This window comes from Rhizobium croatiense (genome assembly GCF_019793465.1).
In the GTDB taxonomy this organism is placed as follows: Bacteria; Pseudomonadota; Alphaproteobacteria; order Rhizobiales; family Rhizobiaceae; genus Rhizobium; species Rhizobium croatiense.
The window spans coordinates 167565-184885 of record NZ_JAILYJ010000002.1 but is presented as its reverse complement, the minus strand read 5'-3'; the positions used below and the strand labels follow the sequence as shown (position 1 = coordinate 184885).

The window sequence follows — 17321 nt, the reverse complement described above, 5'->3', positions numbered from 1 at the left end:
ATGATGCCGAAAAGCGGGAGCGGTTTTCGGGCGGCATCATGCTCTAACTCTTTAACTTAGAACAGGATTCAGATTTGGGCGAGCTGACCTGAATCATCTTGTTCCAGCAAGGGTGCCCGGGTGTCGGACGATGCCTCGGCGAGCAATTTCGAAGGAACGTCGATGCGCAAAGCCCGCAGCGTCTTCATATGGGCCCTGGTTTCGCTCTGCATGATCGTGTTGATCACCCTGCCGGTTAACCTGCAGACCCAGCTCATCACCAGCATTACGGTTGTCACGGTGATGGCGCTGATCAAGATCCTGAAGGGCGAGGGGACGTGGCGCCTGGTGGCACTCGCTTTCGGCACGTCGATCGTGCTGCGCTACGTCTATTGGCGCACCACCAACACTTTGCCGCCGGTGAACCAGCCTGAGAATTTCATTCCCGGCCTGCTGCTCTACCTTGCCGAAATGTATAGCGTGGCGATGCTGGCGCTCAGCCTTTTCATCGTCGCCACACCGCTGCCGCCGCGCCCATCGCGTGCCGCCAATCCCGGGCGTTTGCCCCATGTCGATGTCTTCGTGCCTTCCTACAACGAGGATTCCGGCCTTCTCGGAAACACGCTGGCTGCCGCCAAGGCCATGGACTATCCGGCCGATAAGCTGCATGTCTGGCTGCTCGACGATGGCGGCACCTTGCAGAAACGCAATTCCGGCAAGTTGCTCGAGGCTCAGGCGGCAGCGGCCCGCCACGTCGAACTGAAGCAGCTTTGCCAGGATCTTGACGTCACCTATCTCACGCGTGACCGCAACGAGCACGCCAAGGCGGGCAATCTCAACAACGGCATGAAACATTCGACCGGCGAACTCATCGCCGTCTTCGATGCGGACCACGCGCCGGCCCGCGACTTCCTGCTCGAGACCGTCGGCTATTTCGAAGACGATCCGAAGCTCTTCCTCGTCCAGACCCCGCACTTCTTCATCAATCCGGATCCGTTGGAGCGCAACCTGCGCACCTTCGACAAGATGCCGAGCGAGAACGAGATGTTCTACGGCATCATCCAGCGCGGCCTGGACAAATGGAACGCCGCCTTCTTCTGCGGTTCGGCCGCGGTACTGAGCCGCAAGGCGCTTGAATCGCAGAACGGCTTTTCCGGCATCAGCATCACCGAGGATTGCGAGACGGCCTTAGCGCTGCATGGCAGCGGCTGGAACAGCATCTATGTCGACAAGCCGCTGATCGCCGGCCTGCAGCCGGCCACCTTCGCGAGCTTCATCGGCCAGCGCAGCCGCTGGGCGCAAGGCATGATGCAGATCCTGCGTTTCCGCTTCCCGCTGCTCAAACGCGGACTGTCGATCCCGCAGCGCCTTTGCTACATGTCCTCGACGCTATTCTGGCTCTTCCCGTTCCCGCGCACGATCTTTCTGTTTGCGCCGCTCTTCTATCTGTTCTTTGATCTGGAGATCTTCACCGCCTCCGGCGGCGAGTTCCTGGCCTACACGTTTGCCTATATGCTGGTGAACCTGATGATGCAGAACTACCTCTACGGGTCGTTCCGCTGGCCGTGGATTTCCGAACTCTACGAATATGTCCAGACGGTGCATCTGCTGCCGGCGGTCGTCTCCGTCATGCTCAATCCGAGGAAGCCGACCTTCAAGGTCACCGCCAAGGACGAATCGATTGCCGTCAGCCGCCTGTCGGAGATCAGTCGTCCGTTCTTCGTCATCTTTGCGGTGCAGATCATCGCGCTCGTCATCACCTTCTACAGAATTTATGCCGAACCCTATAAGGCCGACGTCACGCTCGTCGTCGGCGGGTGGAATGTCATCAATCTGATCATGGCCGGCTGCGCGCTGGGCGTCGTGTCGGAACGCGGCGAGCGCGCCTTGTCTCGCCGCGTCCGCGTCAACCGGCGCTGCGAATTCGGCGCCAACGGCAAATGGTACGCGGCCTCGATCGAGGACGTTTCCGTCCATGGCGCCAGGCTTCACATCTTCAACAAACAGCTTGATGAGATGATCATCGGCGCACCTGCCGAAATGCGCTTCCGGCCCTATAGCGGCGCCGAGCTCGAAACCCTGCCGCTTATCGTCCGCAACATCGAGCCGTCGGGCGATATCAGCAATGTCGGTTGCCAGTATGTGCCGAAAAGCGCCCTCGACCACCGCCTGATCGCCGACCTGATGTTCGCCAATTCCGGCCAGTGGACTGAATTCCAGACCTCGCGCCGCCGCAATCCGGGCCTGATCCGCGGCACCATCTGGTTCCTCGGCCTGTCGCTTTATCAAACCAGCCGCGGCCTCGTTTACCTCTTCCGCAGCATGCGGCGGGAGCGGGAGGCACAGCAGCAGGCGGCAAAGGTCAATGCCGGATGAAAAGCATCGTCGCCGCTTCGCTTCTCCTGCTGAACACTTCCGCCTTCGCTCAGGCGCAGACGGCGCCCTTCGACATGTCCGGCGAGAGGCTGCCCGGCGCATCCGTCGCCCCGAGGCCGACGCCGCCCGCTCCGCCGGTGGCAGCACCGGTGCCCGCCACGCCTCCGGTTTCCGTAACACCCGCACCGGCGACGCCGGCAGCGCCGGCGCCCGTTCCTGCGCCGATCATTGTCCAGCGGCAGCCGGCGCCGGCGCCCCAGCCTGGCGCGGCAGCAAATGCCGCTTCGCCACCGAGCCCCCGCGATATCAGGCATTATCTTGTGCCCTTTTCGAAATTCAGCCTCGGCGGCGAATACGACCGCCGCTCATGGTCCGTCTATCTGACGCCCGAGCAGGCGGCGGCCAAGGCAAGTTTCACCTTCGCCTATCAGAATTCGATCGTCGTCGCGCCCGAGGCCTCGACGCTGACCGTCTATCTCAACAATCGCCCGATCGGCCAGCAGCGCGTCGGCTCGCCGGACGCCCCATCAGCCGTCACATTCGAGGTTCCCTCCGGTCTGCTGCAGCCGGGCGCCAACGTCGTCACCTTCCAGGCCGATCAGCGCCATCGCACCGATTGCAGCATTCAATCCACTTATGAACTCTGGTCGAACATCGATCCGGCCGGAACCTATCTGAGCTTCGCCGGCAGGAACGCCGCGGAACTCTCGAGCGCCGACGCAGTTCGCGCTATCGGCGTCGACGGCGCCGGCAGGACGGAGTTCGATATCGTCGTCCCGGCGCTGGAGCAGCCGGGAACCACCGAGCCGCTGCTGCGGCTGACGCAGGGCCTGTCGGTGCTGAGCAGCATGCCGAACCAGATCTTTGCCTTCAACACCGCCTCGCTTCCGGCCGCCGGTCCCGGCAGGCTCGGCGTGCTCGTCGGCACTGCGGCGGAGCTGCGGCCGCTCTTTCCCGGCCTGCCGCCTGGCGCCGAAAGTGCGCCGCTCGCCGCTTTCGTTACCGATCCGCGCAGCGGCTCGCCCGTGCTTCTGATCAGCGGTCCTTCCTGGCAGGCGGTCTCCTCGGCGATCGATACTATCGTCTCGCCGGTGGACAGGCCCGCCGATGTCCGCCGCGACGTGCTGACCACCGAACGCTGGAGCGCACCGAACGCGCCGCTGATCTTTTCCGATACCAGCATTCCCTTGTCCCAGCTCGGCGTAAAAACCACCGAATTCGCCGGCCGCCGGTTCCGGACCAGCTTCAATGTCGCCGTGCCGGCGGATTTTTATGCCAATGCCTATGGCGAGGCGAAGGTGCTGCTCGACGCCGCCTATACCGATAAGGTTCAGCCCGGCAGCCACATCGATATCTACGTCAACGACAACATCGCCTCCACAGTGCCGCTCACCTCGACGACAGGTGGCATTCTCCGCCATCTGCCGATCCGGGTGACGATGCGTCACTTCAAGCCGGGTCTGAACACGGTGGCAATTGAGGCGATCCTGATGACGAAGGGCGATGCCGCCTGCGCGCCGGGCAGCAGCGCCGATACCAATGCGCGCTTTGCCCTGTTCGATACCTCCGAATTGCATATCCCGGATTTTGCCCGCGTCGGTCAGCTTCCGAATCTGGCCGCAATGGCCGGCACCGCCTATCCCTATGGTCGGGCAACCGAGCCGACACCGCTCTTCATCGATCGCACTGACGCCGACACGCTGTCGGCCGCCGCCACCCTGCTCGGGCAGATGGCGATCATGGCCGGCCATCCGATCGCCGTCGAGAGTGTGGCCTCGCCGAACACGATCGGCGATCGCGACGCCATCTTCATCGGCTCGATCTCGCAGATGCCGGCGACCGCGCTGTCGCAGGCCAATGTCTCCACGGCAAGCCAAGCCTCGTGGCGTCCCGTGGTCGACGCGCAGCCCGGCGTCGTCGATACCGGCACGGCCTTCGAAGAATGGAATTCCAAGGTCAGCGGCGGCCTGTTGCGCGGACAGATCACTGCCTTCCGCGAATGGGTGGGGCGCAATTTCGACATTACCCGCAGTTCGCTGCAATTCATCCCCGGCGCCGAAGAAATCTTCACGCCGCCAAATGTGGCCACGCTGCTGGTTGCCCAAGGCTCCAGCCCCGCGGGCGCCGGCGCATGGACCGTGGTGACGGCGCCCTCGGCGAAAGATCTTCGCGAGGGACTGGAGGTTCTGACCGCGCAGATGAACTGGCCACAGATATCGGGCCACATCACCACCTATTCGAGCAAGACGGCCAAGATCGAGACGGTCCCCGTCACCCGCTTCGATTTCGTGCCCTCCACACCCTGGTCGATCTCCAACTATCGTTTGATCGCTGCCAACTGGCTGTCGACGAACATTCTCTCCTATGCCTTCCTGCTCGTTGCCTTCGTGCTGCTGATCGGCATCAGCACATCGCGCATGCTGAAAAATCTGGGCCGGTCGAGATGAGGTTGTGGCGCGTGCTCCTCGTTGCGGCGACGGCCATGTTCGCCCTCGCAGGCCCGCCGGCCGTCGCGCAGCAGGCGATGATCAATGCCGATGCGTGGTCCGCCTATAAGGCGAAGTTTCTCGATCCGAGCGGCCGCATCATCGATAACGGCAACGACAATATCAGCCACAGCGAGGGGCAGGGCTATGGCATGCTGCTCGCCTATCTCTCGGCAAGCCCCGCCGATTTCGAGCAGATCTGGTATTTTACCCGCACCGAACTGCTGTTGCGCGACGATGGTCTGGCCGTGTGGAAATGGGATCCGAACGTCAAGCCGCACGTGACGGACACCAACAATGCCACGGATGGCGACATGCTGATCGCCTATGCGCTGGCGCTTGCCGGCACTGCGTGGAACCGCAACGACTACATCCTGGCGGCCTCCCGCATGGCCAAGGCGCTGCTCGCCAAAACAGTCGCGCGCTCGGCCGGCCAAATGCTTCTGCTGCCGGGCAGCGAAGGTTTTACCGCCGCTGACCGCAAGGACGGCCCCGTCATCAACCCCTCCTACTGGATTTATGAGGCAATTCCGGTGATGGCGGCGCTTGCCCCGTCGGATGCCTGGAAAGAACTGTCGGATGATGGCGTAGCATTGTTGAAGACGATGCAGTTCGGTCCGCGCAAGCTTCCTGCCGAATGGGTCAGCCTTAGCGGTCCGCCGCGGCCGGCAGAGGGTTTCGACGCCGAATTCGCCTATAACGCCCTTCGCATTCCGCTCTATCTCGCGCGCGGTGGCATTACCGACAAGGTGCTGCTGACCCGCCTGCGAAAGGGCATGCTGCAGGATGGCATTCCAGCCACCATCGATCTGACCACCGGCCGGCCGAAGACCGTGTTGTCCGATCCCGGTTATAGAATTGTTAACGATGTTGTGGCCTGTGTAGTCGACGGGACCAAGCTGCCGGTCTCCGCCCTGCAATTTGCGCCCGCACTCTATTATCCGTCCACGCTTCAACTGCTGGGGCTGGCCTATATTGGGGAGAAGCATCCGGAGTGTCTGTGAAATCTTCTCTCGTGGCGATTTCAGCGGCAGCCGTGGTGGCGACCCTCGTCACCGGGCTGAAGGATCGCGCCACCCTGCAGGAAAGGTTCGGCATCCCCGCCGTCAAGCCGGCGCCTGAACTGATGATGATGGGCCGCATCAAGCCGTCCGACGCTTCCGCCGGCAATTCCGACTTCAATGCCGAGGCCGTCGCCGACAAGATCGAGGCGATCACCTCTCCGCAACCACCAGCACCGGACACGCCGGAGCCGAACGTCGCAAGAGAGCCGTCTGCAGCAGCGCAACCTGAGGCGCCTCAGACAGCCGGTGAACCGGCGCCGGTCCCTCCGGCGATCGTCGCCGAGCCGCCGGCGCCGCAACAGGCGGCAGCGCCGCCGCCGCCTGATGTCGACGAAAGCGCACTTCGCTATTTTGCCAGCCGCGGCGACAAAGTGCGCCTGCAGGCTGAAATCTCCCGCCTGCAGGCGCTTTATCCGAATTGGGTTCCGCCGGCCGATCCGCTCGCTGTGCCGCAAAACGGCGACAAACAGCTCGAAGCCATGTGGAAGCTCTATTCCGATGGACGCTATGCGGAACTGCGCAAGGCGATCGCCGACCGGCAGGCCGCCGATGCCGGTTGGCAGCCGCCGACCGATCTGCTCGATCGGCTTGATGTCGCCGAGGCCCGCGCCCGCCTCATCAACGCGTCGGATCTCAAGCAATATGCGACTGTGGTCGATATTGGCGCCGCGACGCCAAGCCTGCTGACCTGCAGCGAGGTCGATGTTCTCTGGCGCGTCGCCGAAGCCTTCGTTCGCACCGAGCGATCGCAGCGCGGCCAGGATGCCTATGCCTATATACTGAAGAATTGCGGCGATCCGGCCGAACGGCGGGCGACAGTCGAAAAGGCCTCGACGCTGCTTGACTATCAGCCCATGCAGGCGCTGCTGGCGCTGGAGAAGCCCGCTGCCGACGGCAGCAGGGAATTTGACGCGATCCGCGACAACCTCGCCCGACGCTTCGTGGCCGAGAGCAATGAGGATCCGAAGCTTGCCATCGCGCCCAATTACATCGCCCGCCTCGAAAAGCTGGCCGAAAGCGAAGGTCTCGCCTCCGATGCGCTGCTGCTCGGCTGGTACCAGCTTCGCCGCAACAACCCTGCCGATGCCGAGAAGTGGTTCCGCGCCGCCCGAGCCAAGGAGGAAACGGCCGTTGCTTCGCAAGGCCTGGCGCTGGCGCTGATCGCACGCAGGGCGCCTCAGGAGGCCGAGGACGTGATGTTCCGCTGGCGCGCCGATTCCGACGATGCGACATCGACCTATCTTGCCGCTACCGCCAATCTGATGGCGCTGCAGCCGCCCGCCGATCTCACCGAAGAGGTGTTGCACCGCGTCGCCGCCGAGGTGATCGCCCGCAAATATGTGCCGACGGCGCAGCAGTTCGGCTGGTATGCACGCTCTCTCAACCAGTTCCAGACCGCCGCGCGCTGGTTCGAAACCGCGCTTGCCTGGAAACCGGACGACGAACCATCCGCCTATGGCCTTGCCGTCACCCGGGAGCAGCTGAACGACAGTAAGGGCGTGCTCGACCTCCAGCGCGCCTGGGCCGGCCGGTCGGCGCGCATCGCCAATCTTGAAGACTCGCTGGTGTCGAATGCCGGCGCGCAGCCGGCAAAGCCGCCGCTTGCCCCGCAGCAGCCGGCTCAGCCGGCAGAGCCGCCGCGGCCCCCGGCCGCTTCAACGCAGCCGGAGCCGGAAGTCTCCGTTCGCGTCGCAAGGCCGGCGATGCAGACGGTGGCGGTCGAGCGCGGTCCGCGCCGGGCGCGGGGCTGCTCGACGACCATCGACGCCGGACAACTCGGGCCGTCCGAGGCGCTGTCGCGCGGTTGGTGCCTGATGGAGATCAACCGGCCGATGGAGGCGATCCCGGCCTTCGAGACGGCGTTGCAGAGCCCGGTCCGCAAGATCCGCGAAGATGCAGCCTATGGCCAGAGCCTTGCCTATCTGCGCGCCGGTCTTTCCAGCAATGCTGCCGTCGCGGCAACCAAGGCGCCGCAAAGCCGCCAGCGCGCTGCCGAACTGCAGGTGGCGATCCTCGCCGATCGTGCGCTGCAGGCCTTCGACGCCGGCCGTTATCGCGAAACCCTCATCTACCTCGATCAGCGCGCCCAGCTGCAGCAGGAGCGCATCGATCTGATGGTTCTGCGCGGCTACAGCTATCTCAATCTGAAAATGTACGATGATGCGGGCCGGATCTTCGAAGCCGCCGCCGCGACCGGCAACCGCGATGCCACCCGCGGCCTCGCCGATCTGCGGAAGATCACCCATCCCGACGTCAATGACTGACATTGACGCCGCCGCCACTCTCCGTTACTCGCCTGCCTTCCGCCTCGCGCCCGCAAGGAACACCCCGTGCCCGCACTTCATGACGTCCTCGACCGCGCCTATGACGCCTTCCTCTTCGATATGGATGGAACGCTGCTGAATTCCATTGCCGTCGTCGAACGTGTCTGGAGCGAATGGGCAAGGCGCCATGGTCTCGAGCCGGAGGTCTTCCTGAAGACGATCCACGGCATCCGCGCCTCCGACGTGATCCGCGGGCTCGGCCTGCCGGGTGTCGATCCGGCCCACGAGGCGGATCTGCTGCTGGCCGAGGAGATGGAGGATGTGTCCGGCATCGTCGAGATCCCGGACGCCGTCCGCTTCCTGAATGCCGTTCCCGAAGACCGATGGGCGATCGTCACTTCGGCGCCGATCGAGCTCGCCAGGCGCCGCATGGCTGCCGCCGGCATCCCGATGCCGAAGGTCATGGTTAGCGGTGGAGAAGTCAAATCGGGCAAGCCCAGCCCGGAAGGCTATCTGCTCGGCGCCAGCCGCCTCGGGGTTGATCCCGCCAGATGCCTGGTCTTCGAAGATGCCGTCGCCGGCATCCTTGCCGGCGAGGCGGCTGGCGCCAATGTCACCGTCATCACCGAAACTCACGCGACGCCCTTCGAAACCCCGCATTTCTCGATCGCCAACTATCAGGCGTGGCAGCCCCGCCAGACCGCCGAAGGCCGGCTGAAGATCGCCGCGATCTGATTGTTGCCAGCCGAACTACTTCCTTTTTGTGGGAGGCAGGTTTTTTCCGCTTGCATTGCGCGCGCTGAAAAACTAAACGAAGCAAGCCGTTTCGGCAGGTCGGGGCGTAGCGCAGCCCGGTAGCGCACTTGACTGGGGGTCAAGGGGTCGCTGGTTCGAGTCCAGTCGCCCCGACCATTTATCCCCTTGAAATCCCAGTCAGAATATCAGTCTTAGAGGTGAGCGCCGCGGGCGTGGCCGCAAGAGATAAGGTCGGCCGTCAGTGCGGTTTCTGCGCGATTGCGATCATCGATTTCGCCAGGAGCGGAATCCTCCCGACATATTCGAAGTCGACGTCTTCGAAACCGGTTTCATGCAGCAGCGTACTGAGCGTTTCCGGCGACCAGAATTTGATATGACCGTGATCCTTCAGCGGCATGAAATGGTCATCCATCTTCCCGCTCACGGCGAGCGCCAGATTTTTCCAGTAACCGTGAAAAGGCGTCGAGACGACGGCGATGCCGCCCGGTTTTACCAGATCGTACATGGTCGCCGTGAAAGCCTTGGGGTCGTATACATGCTCCACCACCTCCAGGCTGATCACCGCATCGAAAGTCCCGTAGCGGCTGGAGAGATCTTCGTATCCGGAGCCGATTTCCAGTGGAAGATCGGGATGAACCGCTTTCGCCTTGGCGATGCCGTCCTCCGACGGATCGACGCCGACGACATCGTAGCCTTTCGCCGCCAGCACGGAGGCAGCCCCGCCGGTGCCGCAACCGAGGTCGAAGACCGCTGTTTCGTTTGCCTCGTGGAAACTGTTTTCAAGAACATCGACGACAGTCGGCAAGATATAGGAATGAGCGGTCGCCGGCTTGGCGTGGACATAGGTAGTAGCGTCCAGTTCGATAGACATTTCACCTCCTGAAAAAGTGGGCCCGCCGAGACAATGGTACGGCGGAGTTTGACGGGAGTGTGGTGGCGTTGTGGTATTAAGGTGATTAACGCCCAAGGGCGTTCGCGCTGCAGTCGATTGACGGTCCGATACAGCTCGGCCGGCGTCCTTAACGCCCTCTTCATCACATTGCGAGGGATGGTGACGTGCGGACCCAGAGACTCCCCGAAGCTGATTGACAGGGTGCCGAGAAGGTGCTGAAAACGAGCGAAATCCGGATCCGTCGGATTGCGGCGGAATAAATGGCCGATCTGCCGGCTTCGGTGGCTATTCAAAGTAAATGGCGCGAGCAAATGCCTTCTTAAATGAGGTGGTTGCAAATAATTATTTCGGCTATTTTTAGGAATCCGTCGGCCGGGTGGGTGGATAGTTGTTTTATTGTTAAGGCTATACACGATTTTGCGACAAGCGGTTCGGTTTCTTGCTTGAAAAATCTCAAACCGCTTCGCAAGTTTCGTAAATGCGTGTAGATTATCATGATCCTTGTCACAGATAGCCTGGTGCGAGCCCATGCCGGATATGAACCAGAATCTAACTTGCAGGCAGGCTCTTGCCAGTGCGTTCCAGGCTCTGACGGACGAAGCGGTCAAGGCCGGCTGGCCGGAGGGCGACGTTGCTCTCGCGCTTGCCGAACTCGCCGAGGAGCGGGTGGTCGAGATCACCGCCAAGGTGATCCTGGAAGGCTCCATGCACCCGCAGATCATTGCCGTTGGTGGCCGCAGCAGATGAGCACAAGCCACCGGAAGGCTGCGCCGTTTCCCTATTTTCTCGCCAGCAAGCCTGCCGTCTTCGCCGCCGTGACGAAGGAAGCCTGCGCCGCGCGCGGGCTGCGCAGCCCGTCCAGCGCGTCAAGGCAGTGCTGTAGCGCGATGCGATAATCCCGCCCGCGCTTGCCCGGGCATCGTTTCAGATATTCGACGGCGTCCCAGACGGTGGAAACGATCAGACTGCTGGTTGGAGAATGGACTCGGACGGGGGACGGAAAGCGTTTTTCACTCAAGATTCGTGCTCGCTGATTCCTGCTGCAAAACCCGCCGTTAACGCGCGGGACAAAATATCGTTCCACAGGAATTTGCGCAGTTGCTAAAGTTCTGAGCCACGCGCATAATCAGTTTGTTGCCGGTTGCGGAGGGCGTCCGGCGATGCAAGCGTGACGGCGTTTGCCCTCGGAGGGAAGTGCGGCGTGATGTTACGGTCATCGATTCATCCGCATGATTTACCGCTCTTTTCGGAAGATCTCGATCTGCTTTCGCAAGTGCTGGACAAGGTCTGTGTCGAACGCGGACTTGTCAGAACGGCGCCGGAGGCCGAGCGGATCGGTGCGGTCATCATTCAGCTCTACAGGCAGGGCGTGAGAGACAGCGGCAAACTCGCCGACCTTGCCAAGACCTATCTCTGACACTCGGGTCTCGTGCTTGATTTAAAGCATATCGCGCAAAAGTGTCCGCGGTTTTGCGCCAACGACATGCGTAAAACCAAAGAGCTAAAGCGCGCAAGGAGCGAATCTGAAGGATCGCGACGCGCTTTGGGGCAGGGCGACGGTTCTGTTCCGTCAATCATCATTGGCGGCGTTGAGATTTTCCGGCCGGATGCCGTCATCACTTGACGTGCGTGCCCGCAGCCGGATGCCGGGGCCGCCTTCATCCTGATTGCCGCTCGACAGGAAGATGATGCCGTGCGCCTCGAGCGTGCTGCGCACGTCGAACAGCGCATGCGGCTCGCCCGCAAAATCGCCTTTTTCCAACGCCGTCACCGTCTCGACCGGCAGGCCGCTTGCGGCGGCGAGCTCTTCGATGCTCATTCCGATCATGGCGCGCGCGCCGCGTATCTGCGTTGCTGATATCATGGCGGAAAATCTAGCGCATTCGTAGCGCTTCTCAAGTGTCCCGGCGGCGATTGCGAGTTGACCGCGGGGCCATGTCCCTTGCCTGTGCAGCCGGTTGTCTCGGATTTTTCGAGATGGCTATCCGCTGCCTACTCCCTACAGTCTTAGATTTCCCGCAATTTTACCCCGAATAGATCGTCATGCATACGCTCGACCGCGATTCCCATGCCTCCCATGAGGGCGGCGCGGTTGCCGAAGCGGCTGATCGCGATGCGCGGCGGGTAAGGCGTGCAGCGCGGCAGGAAACGCCGAATGGCGTTTACGAGTTCCGGCCTCGCGCCGATGCTGCCGCCGGTAATCACCAGTTCGGGATCGAGGGTTGCGCCGATTGCCGCAATGGCGACCGCCGCCAGCCTTGCGGTCTCTTCGATTGCGGCGACGGCGCTCGATTCTCCCGCGTTGAACGCGGCGAAGAGATCGGCCACGGTGGATGCATTGCGCCCGCCGAAGCCGATGTAGCGGCGAAGCATCGCAACGCTGCCGACGGCGCTTTCAAGAGTGCCAAGCGTAAACCCGCCGGGATCAAAAGCATCGCCGCCGATCGGGAGATAGGCGATTTCGCCGGCAGCGCCCCGCGCCCCGCGCAGCAGTGCCCCGTTGGCGATGATGCCCATGCCGACGCCCGTTCCAAGCGCGACGAACGCAAAATTGTCGATCTCGATGCCGTGCCCCTGCCAGCGTTCCCCTTGCGCGGCGAGATTGACGTCGTTTTCGACGATGACGGGCAGACCCATCCTGCTGCTGAAGACCTGCCGCAGGTCCATGGCGTCGACGCCGGGAATGTTCGGAGCGACATTGATGTGTCCGGTGACTGGATCGAGGACGCCGGGAGTGCCGAGAACGACCAGACGAAGCTTGTCGGCGGTCGTCCCCGCCGCCGATGCGAGCTCAACGATAAGATCGCTGAATTGATTGACGAGATGCATTCCGCCGCGCCGGTCGGTGGGCACTTTGGTTTCGGCAACCACGTTCCCCAACAGATCGCAGATGGCCGCAGCAATCTTGGTGCCGCCGAGATCGATTGAGACAGCCAGTCCTGCTCTGGCATTGATTTCGTAAATGACCGCATTTCGGCCCGGTCGGCCATCGGTCCGGCCGACGGGTTTCAGCCACCCTTCATTTTCAAGATCGCGCACGACCTCGGAAATCGTCTGTTTCGACAAGCCGGTCAGTTTGGCGATATCGGCGCGGGAGATCGAACGGTTGGCCAACACGGTCCGGATGACGGCGTTGGTCGATATTTTCCGTGCGATCGGAGTCTGGGCGACCGGGGATGTCATTGTCATTCGGCTGCTCGTTCCAATTAGTTCGAGGCGTATACCTAATTAGAAGAGATATCGGCCTCAACTATCACGCAGAAGAAAGTTTGAAGGTCAATCCTCGTCAACTGACACGAGTTTAGTACTTGGAAGTCGGTGATTTGTCTATGTCCTTGACAAATTGGAGGTCGCCTGTAGGCTGCGACCAGCGCGCAATCAAACGCGCGACGAAATAAACAGGGTCGAGGACAAGTATGGGTCACACATATTGTCTGGGCAGCTGCTGCATGCGCGCCAAGATCGCCCGAAAAGGAACTGGTCCTGGCCGGTTCCGCTATTTTTCCATTTTGCTTTCGGCCGGTGCCGCAACCAGGCTGTTGGGGAGTTTCCCATGTTAAAGCCCTTGGCTGATGGACAGCTGTCCTGCGAAAAACCGGTTCTACTGCCTGTCATGGCGCCACGCCTTCAAGCCGATATTCAGCCGGATGGATATGCTGATCTCGCCCTGTGGGGCGCCGGCAACCTGGGACGGGTGAGGTTTTCTGCAATCAGGGGGCCTTATACCTACGGCCCGAACCGGATTGTCGCCAAACATGGCGGCGTCTTTATCGCACAGTCGCTGCCGGTGATGTTGATCAGCGGCGTGCGCCTTCAGGGCATATATCCGGCGCGTCGTTGTGCCTGGTGGCACGAGCCGGATGGGCAAAGCGCACGGGTGAGGGGCTCTCGGAACCATCATCGCCAGACTTTCGAAATGGACTGGGGTGTGCTCATCGCGGAGGCCGCCGGTTCCGATTTGCGAATTGCCGTCGGCGCCTCAAGAGACGAAGCCGAAAAAGCGCTCGATCTCAGCAGCGAGGCCATCATGGCGCAAGCGGCGGAATATGTCGCGCGTTGTGATCTGGCGCCCGATGCCGACCCGCTGATGCGCAGCATGGTCAGCCAGGGGATCCACGCCGCCCTTTCCAGCATCAGGCGCGATGAAAACGGCGCCTTCGCCGGTCTTGCCGCCGGACAGGCCTATAGTGCTCCGGCGCGAACTTATTACCGGGATGGCTATTGGACGATGCAGCCGCTTTTGACGCTGGCACCGGAGGCGGTGCGCGACGAGATCCGGCTGCTCGCCAAGGGGGTGCAGCCGGATGGAGAAGCGCCAAGCGGCGTGATCTTGACGGGGCCTGCGCAATCTGAGGCCTGGCAGCGCTTTGTCGCCGACAGCAAGGCCAATCCCAAAACCCATAAAAGGGCAGTCCCGGAATATCACAACCGTCCGCAGGACTGGTGGAGCGACCATTTCGACAGCCCGCTTTTCTTCATTCTGTTCATCGACGACTATGTCAGGGCAATGAAGGATCTGGCCGAGGTGCAGCAGCATTGGCCGATCGTCCGGTCGATCACCGACCGCTATCTCAGCCTGGCCGGCCCCGACAGCGTTCTGCCTGTAAAACCGCGTAACGATCGCGATTGGGCCGATAACGTCTATCGCGAGGGCCTTGTCTCGTATGATCTCGGCCTTTTCGTCGGCGCCATGGATGCGGTGGCGAGGCTTGGCGAGGGGCACGATCCGGCTCTGGCCGAACGGGCGGGCGAGGCCGCAAATCTGGCCCGCCAGGAAATCGAGGCAAAACTCTTCGTCCCGGCAACGGGAGGATATCTCGACTATGGAACACCGGGCGTGTTCGTCGAGGATCATCTGGCTCTCGACAGCCTGACTTTGTCGCGGTTCGGCGCGATTTCGCGGCCTAGGGCTGTTGGCCTGCTGAGAGCGTTCGAAACCAGACTGGAAACGCGCAACAATCAGGAACAGCCCTACGGCAGCTGGGGTGTCATGTGCGCCTATCCGCCCTTCAAGCGGCCAAGCGATCTGCGATCCAAGACCGCTTTTCCCTACCGCTATCATAATGGCTCGGACTGGCCCTATTGGGATGGCGCCTATGCCGAAGAACGCCTGCGCCACGGACTTGGAGGCGCGCGCTATGCGTTGACGCGCTGGTGGGAAACCTGCCTCGACAATGGCTGGATCGGCGCGGTCGAATATTTCTCGCCGCCGTACGGGCGCGGCTCCCTGCTTCAGGGCTGGAGCGCCATGCCGGCGGCGGTCGTTTTGAAATATGGGCTTGACGCCGCAAATGCGGAGCCAATGTCATGAGTGATCTGGCTTCGTCGGTTCTAGCGGGATCGCTCATCGATCCGCATTGCAAAGGCGACGGAGCCGTCCCGCTCGAATTCGGAAAAGCCAAGGTGACGGTAGAAGCCTCTGGCGCGTTCGTTGTTTGGATCGACCCCGAGATGCACGGCCGTGACCCCATGATTGCGAAGCGCCTGAAGCTCGGTGTCGATCATCCGTCGTCCCCAGCCGCTTGCCTGAAGTCCGGGAAGAATGTTGATGTGAAGATGCGCCGGGTACTGGTCCTGAAGCCAGGGCGTTCCGCTGCGCGGATTTTGGATTCGCTCCAGCACATCGGCGTCGCGCGGACGGGTAGGCGCCAGTCCGGCGATCTCTCGGCGCACGGACGGCCACCAGTTTGCCGCCAAGTCTCTGTCGAACCCGCTGGTATCAGGCGCGCCTATGACATAGCCGACCGGCCGGTCGCCCTGAACGAGAACAAAGGCAAAGTCTTTGGCGAACTTGAGATAGGGTACCGACCAGATGTAGCCGGGCAGATGCGGGTCGCTGTAAAGGGCGCTGGCATCGTGACCGCCATTCGCGGTCCTCAGGCAGATGTCAAAAAAGGCTTCAGTATCCGCTTCAATCGCGGGACGGATGAAGCAACTGGTGTCCATCACTTTGCCACCTCCTGCGTGGCGCTTTGTCATTTGAGGTCGCGAGAGGAGCTGATGCACTGACGATTACCTCAGATTCGCCAGCCAGGCAAAGCTCTGGGGGAAGAAAACGTTCGGCCGGCGCCAGGCGCGAAGCCGGAACGGAGAGTGGAGAATAAACCAAGTGAGGTGGAGCAGATGAACAGAACCGTGAAATCGATCAGCATACTGCCGGCATACCGATTGAAAGCAGCTGTCGCGCTTGCCGGCGCGGCGCTTGTGAGTTTCGGCCTTTCCGCCGCCCGCGCCGACGATCTGGCCGTGTGGGACGACCAGACCTTTGAAGGTCAGAGCGCAGTCATAGAGCAGCTGAACAAGGACTTCGAAGCCGCGCATCCCGGTGTCACGATCAAGCGCACCGCCCGCACCTTCGATGACATGAAGCTGACGTTGAAGCTTGCGGTCTCGGCCGGCGATGGCCCTGTCGTCACCAAGGTCAACCAGGGCGCCGGCGACATGGGCGCGATGGTCAAGGAAGGATTGCTCCTGCCGGTTGACGAGTACATCAAGAAATATGGCTGGGATAAGCGGCAGTCGGATTCCGTGCTTGCCAGAGACCGCTGGGAGGGGGCGAAATTCGGGGTCGGCAAGACCTACGGCATATCGGGTCTCGCCGAGATCGTCGGCCTTTATTACAATAAGAAGATCCTCGACGACGCGGGCGTGGCGCTGCCGCATACCTTCGACGAGCTGTTGGCCGCTCTCGACAAGCTCAAGGAAAAAGGCGTCGCGCCCTTCATGATGGGCTCGGCCAAGCAGCATCTCGCCCTGCACATGATCGGCGCCATCGATCAAGCGCATATCGACGCGGCCAATCGCGCCGAGCTTGATGACCTGATTTACGGCAAAGGCGGCTCCTGGAACACCAAGGGGAATATCGAATCGGCCAAACTCGTGCAGCAATGGGCGCAGGGCGGCTACTTTTATCCCGGCTTCGAGGGCATCTCGGGTGATGACGCCGTCCAGCTGTTCATATCAGGGCAGGGCGCATTCCTGATTTCCGGGACCTGGTATTTCGGCGACATGCAAAACAATCCGGATATCGGCTTCATGGCCATTCCCGCCCCGAAGGGTATTTCCAAGCCGATGAGCGTCGGCGGCGTGGATCTTGCCTGGGCGATAACCAGCCTCGCCAAGGACAAGGCGAAGCAGGACCTGGCCGGCGAGTATATCGACTATATGGTATCCGAAAAGGCCGCTGAAAGCTGGGCCGCGGCAGGCTATCTTCCCGCAACATCGCTCCCGGCAGATGCAAAGCCGAAGCTCACGCCGCTGCTGACCTCCGGCATCGAGATGTGGAAGACACTCAATGCCAACGATGCGCTCGGCCATTACCCCGATTGGTCGAGCCCGACGATGCTGAAGACAATCGACGACAACACGCCGCTTCTCTTGTCCGGCAAGATCACGCCCGAAGCCTTTGTCGATGCCATGGACAAAGACTATCAGGCCTATTTGAAGGATAAGAAATAAGAAGTGCGGACGCCGGTCACGACGGCCCCGGGCGGTCCGACCGGCG

Annotated in this window: 14 protein-coding genes and 1 tRNA gene; 10 read left to right on the top strand and 5 right to left on the bottom strand. The window is 61.8% G+C overall.

Features of this window, described 5'->3' with window-relative positions; all coding sequences use genetic code 11:
* Window positions 1-162 precede the first annotated feature (162 nt).
* The 6 genes from bcsA to K6M89_RS03580 all read left to right on the top strand — a co-directional run bounded on the left by bcsA (window position 163) and on the right by K6M89_RS03580 (window position 9081).
* Window positions 163-2355, top strand: a complete 2193-nt coding sequence (bcsA, locus tag K6M89_RS03605; RefSeq protein ID WP_222138459.1) for a UDP-forming cellulose synthase catalytic subunit — start codon at window positions 163-165, stop codon at window positions 2353-2355.
* Window positions 2352-4802, top strand: coding sequence for a cellulose biosynthesis cyclic di-GMP-binding regulatory protein BcsB (locus K6M89_RS03600; protein ID WP_222138458.1), 2451 nt, complete (start codon window positions 2352-2354; stop codon window positions 4800-4802). The genes bcsA and K6M89_RS03600 overlap by 4 nt, the downstream gene beginning before the upstream one ends.
* Window positions 4799-5845, top strand: coding sequence for a family 8 glycosyl hydrolase (locus K6M89_RS03595; protein WP_222138457.1), 1047 nt, complete (start codon window positions 4799-4801; stop codon window positions 5843-5845). The genes K6M89_RS03600 and K6M89_RS03595 overlap by 4 nt, the downstream gene beginning before the upstream one ends.
* Window positions 5842-8169 (top strand): cellulose synthase, encoded by a 2328-nt coding sequence (locus tag K6M89_RS03590; protein ID WP_222138456.1) that lies wholly within the window; start codon window positions 5842-5844, stop codon window positions 8167-8169. The genes K6M89_RS03595 and K6M89_RS03590 overlap by 4 nt, the downstream gene beginning before the upstream one ends.
* A gap of 66 nt (window positions 8170-8235) precedes the next feature.
* Window positions 8236-8904, top strand: coding sequence for an HAD family hydrolase (locus tag K6M89_RS03585; protein WP_097664355.1), 669 nt, complete (start codon window positions 8236-8238; stop codon window positions 8902-8904).
* 100 nt (window positions 8905-9004) lie between these two features.
* Window positions 9005-9081: transfer RNA gene (locus K6M89_RS03580), tRNA-Pro, on the top strand.
* An 82-nt stretch (window positions 9082-9163) separates the two neighbouring features.
* Here K6M89_RS03580 and K6M89_RS03575 read toward each other — a convergent pair.
* A complete protein-coding gene (locus K6M89_RS03575; protein ID WP_222138455.1) occupies window positions 9164-9796 on the bottom strand; it encodes a class I SAM-dependent methyltransferase in 633 nt (210 codons plus the stop codon).
* A gap of 549 nt (window positions 9797-10345) precedes the next feature.
* Between K6M89_RS03575 and K6M89_RS03570 the strand changes: the two genes are divergently transcribed.
* A complete protein-coding gene (locus K6M89_RS03570) occupies window positions 10346-10564 on the top strand; it encodes a hypothetical protein (protein WP_222138454.1) in 219 nt (72 codons plus the stop codon).
* Window positions 10565-10595: 31 nt separating this feature from the next.
* On the opposite strand, the gene K6M89_RS03565 is transcribed toward K6M89_RS03570, so the two are convergent.
* Window positions 10596-10835: a DUF982 domain-containing protein gene (locus tag K6M89_RS03565; protein ID WP_222138453.1), complete on the bottom strand. Its 240-nt coding sequence runs from the start codon at window positions 10833-10835 to the stop codon at window positions 10596-10598.
* Window positions 10836-11021: 186 nt separating this feature from the next.
* Between K6M89_RS03565 and K6M89_RS03560 the strand changes: the two genes are divergently transcribed.
* Window positions 11022-11234, top strand: coding sequence for a hypothetical protein (locus tag K6M89_RS03560; RefSeq protein ID WP_097581654.1), 213 nt, complete (start codon window positions 11022-11024; stop codon window positions 11232-11234).
* A 153-nt stretch (window positions 11235-11387) separates the two neighbouring features.
* Here K6M89_RS03560 and K6M89_RS03555 read toward each other — a convergent pair whose 3' ends face one another.
* Together K6M89_RS03555 and K6M89_RS03550 are read right to left on the bottom strand one after the other, a co-directional pair.
* Window positions 11388-11681, bottom strand: coding sequence for a helix-turn-helix domain-containing protein (locus K6M89_RS03555; protein ID WP_097581653.1), 294 nt, complete (start codon window positions 11679-11681; stop codon window positions 11388-11390).
* Window positions 11682-11824: 143 nt separating this feature from the next.
* Window positions 11825-13006 (bottom strand): ROK family transcriptional regulator, encoded by a 1182-nt coding sequence (locus K6M89_RS03550; protein ID WP_222138452.1) that lies wholly within the window; start codon window positions 13004-13006, stop codon window positions 11825-11827.
* Between the two features lie 364 nt (window positions 13007-13370).
* On the opposite strand from K6M89_RS03550, the gene K6M89_RS03545 reads away from it, so the two are divergent.
* Window positions 13371-15128: a glucosidase family protein gene (locus K6M89_RS03545; RefSeq protein WP_222138451.1), complete on the top strand. Its 1758-nt coding sequence runs from the start codon at window positions 13371-13373 to the stop codon at window positions 15126-15128.
* A gap of 20 nt (window positions 15129-15148) precedes the next feature.
* Here the strand turns inward: K6M89_RS03545 and K6M89_RS03540 are convergent, their stop codons facing one another.
* Window positions 15149-15763, bottom strand: a complete 615-nt coding sequence (locus tag K6M89_RS03540) for a GNAT family N-acetyltransferase (RefSeq protein ID WP_097581649.1) — start codon at window positions 15761-15763, stop codon at window positions 15149-15151.
* Between the two features lie 177 nt (window positions 15764-15940).
* Between K6M89_RS03540 and K6M89_RS03535 the strand changes: the two genes are divergently transcribed.
* A complete protein-coding gene (locus K6M89_RS03535; protein WP_097581648.1) occupies window positions 15941-17275 on the top strand; it encodes an extracellular solute-binding protein in 1335 nt (444 codons plus the stop codon).
* Window positions 17276-17321: the final 46 nt, after the last annotated feature.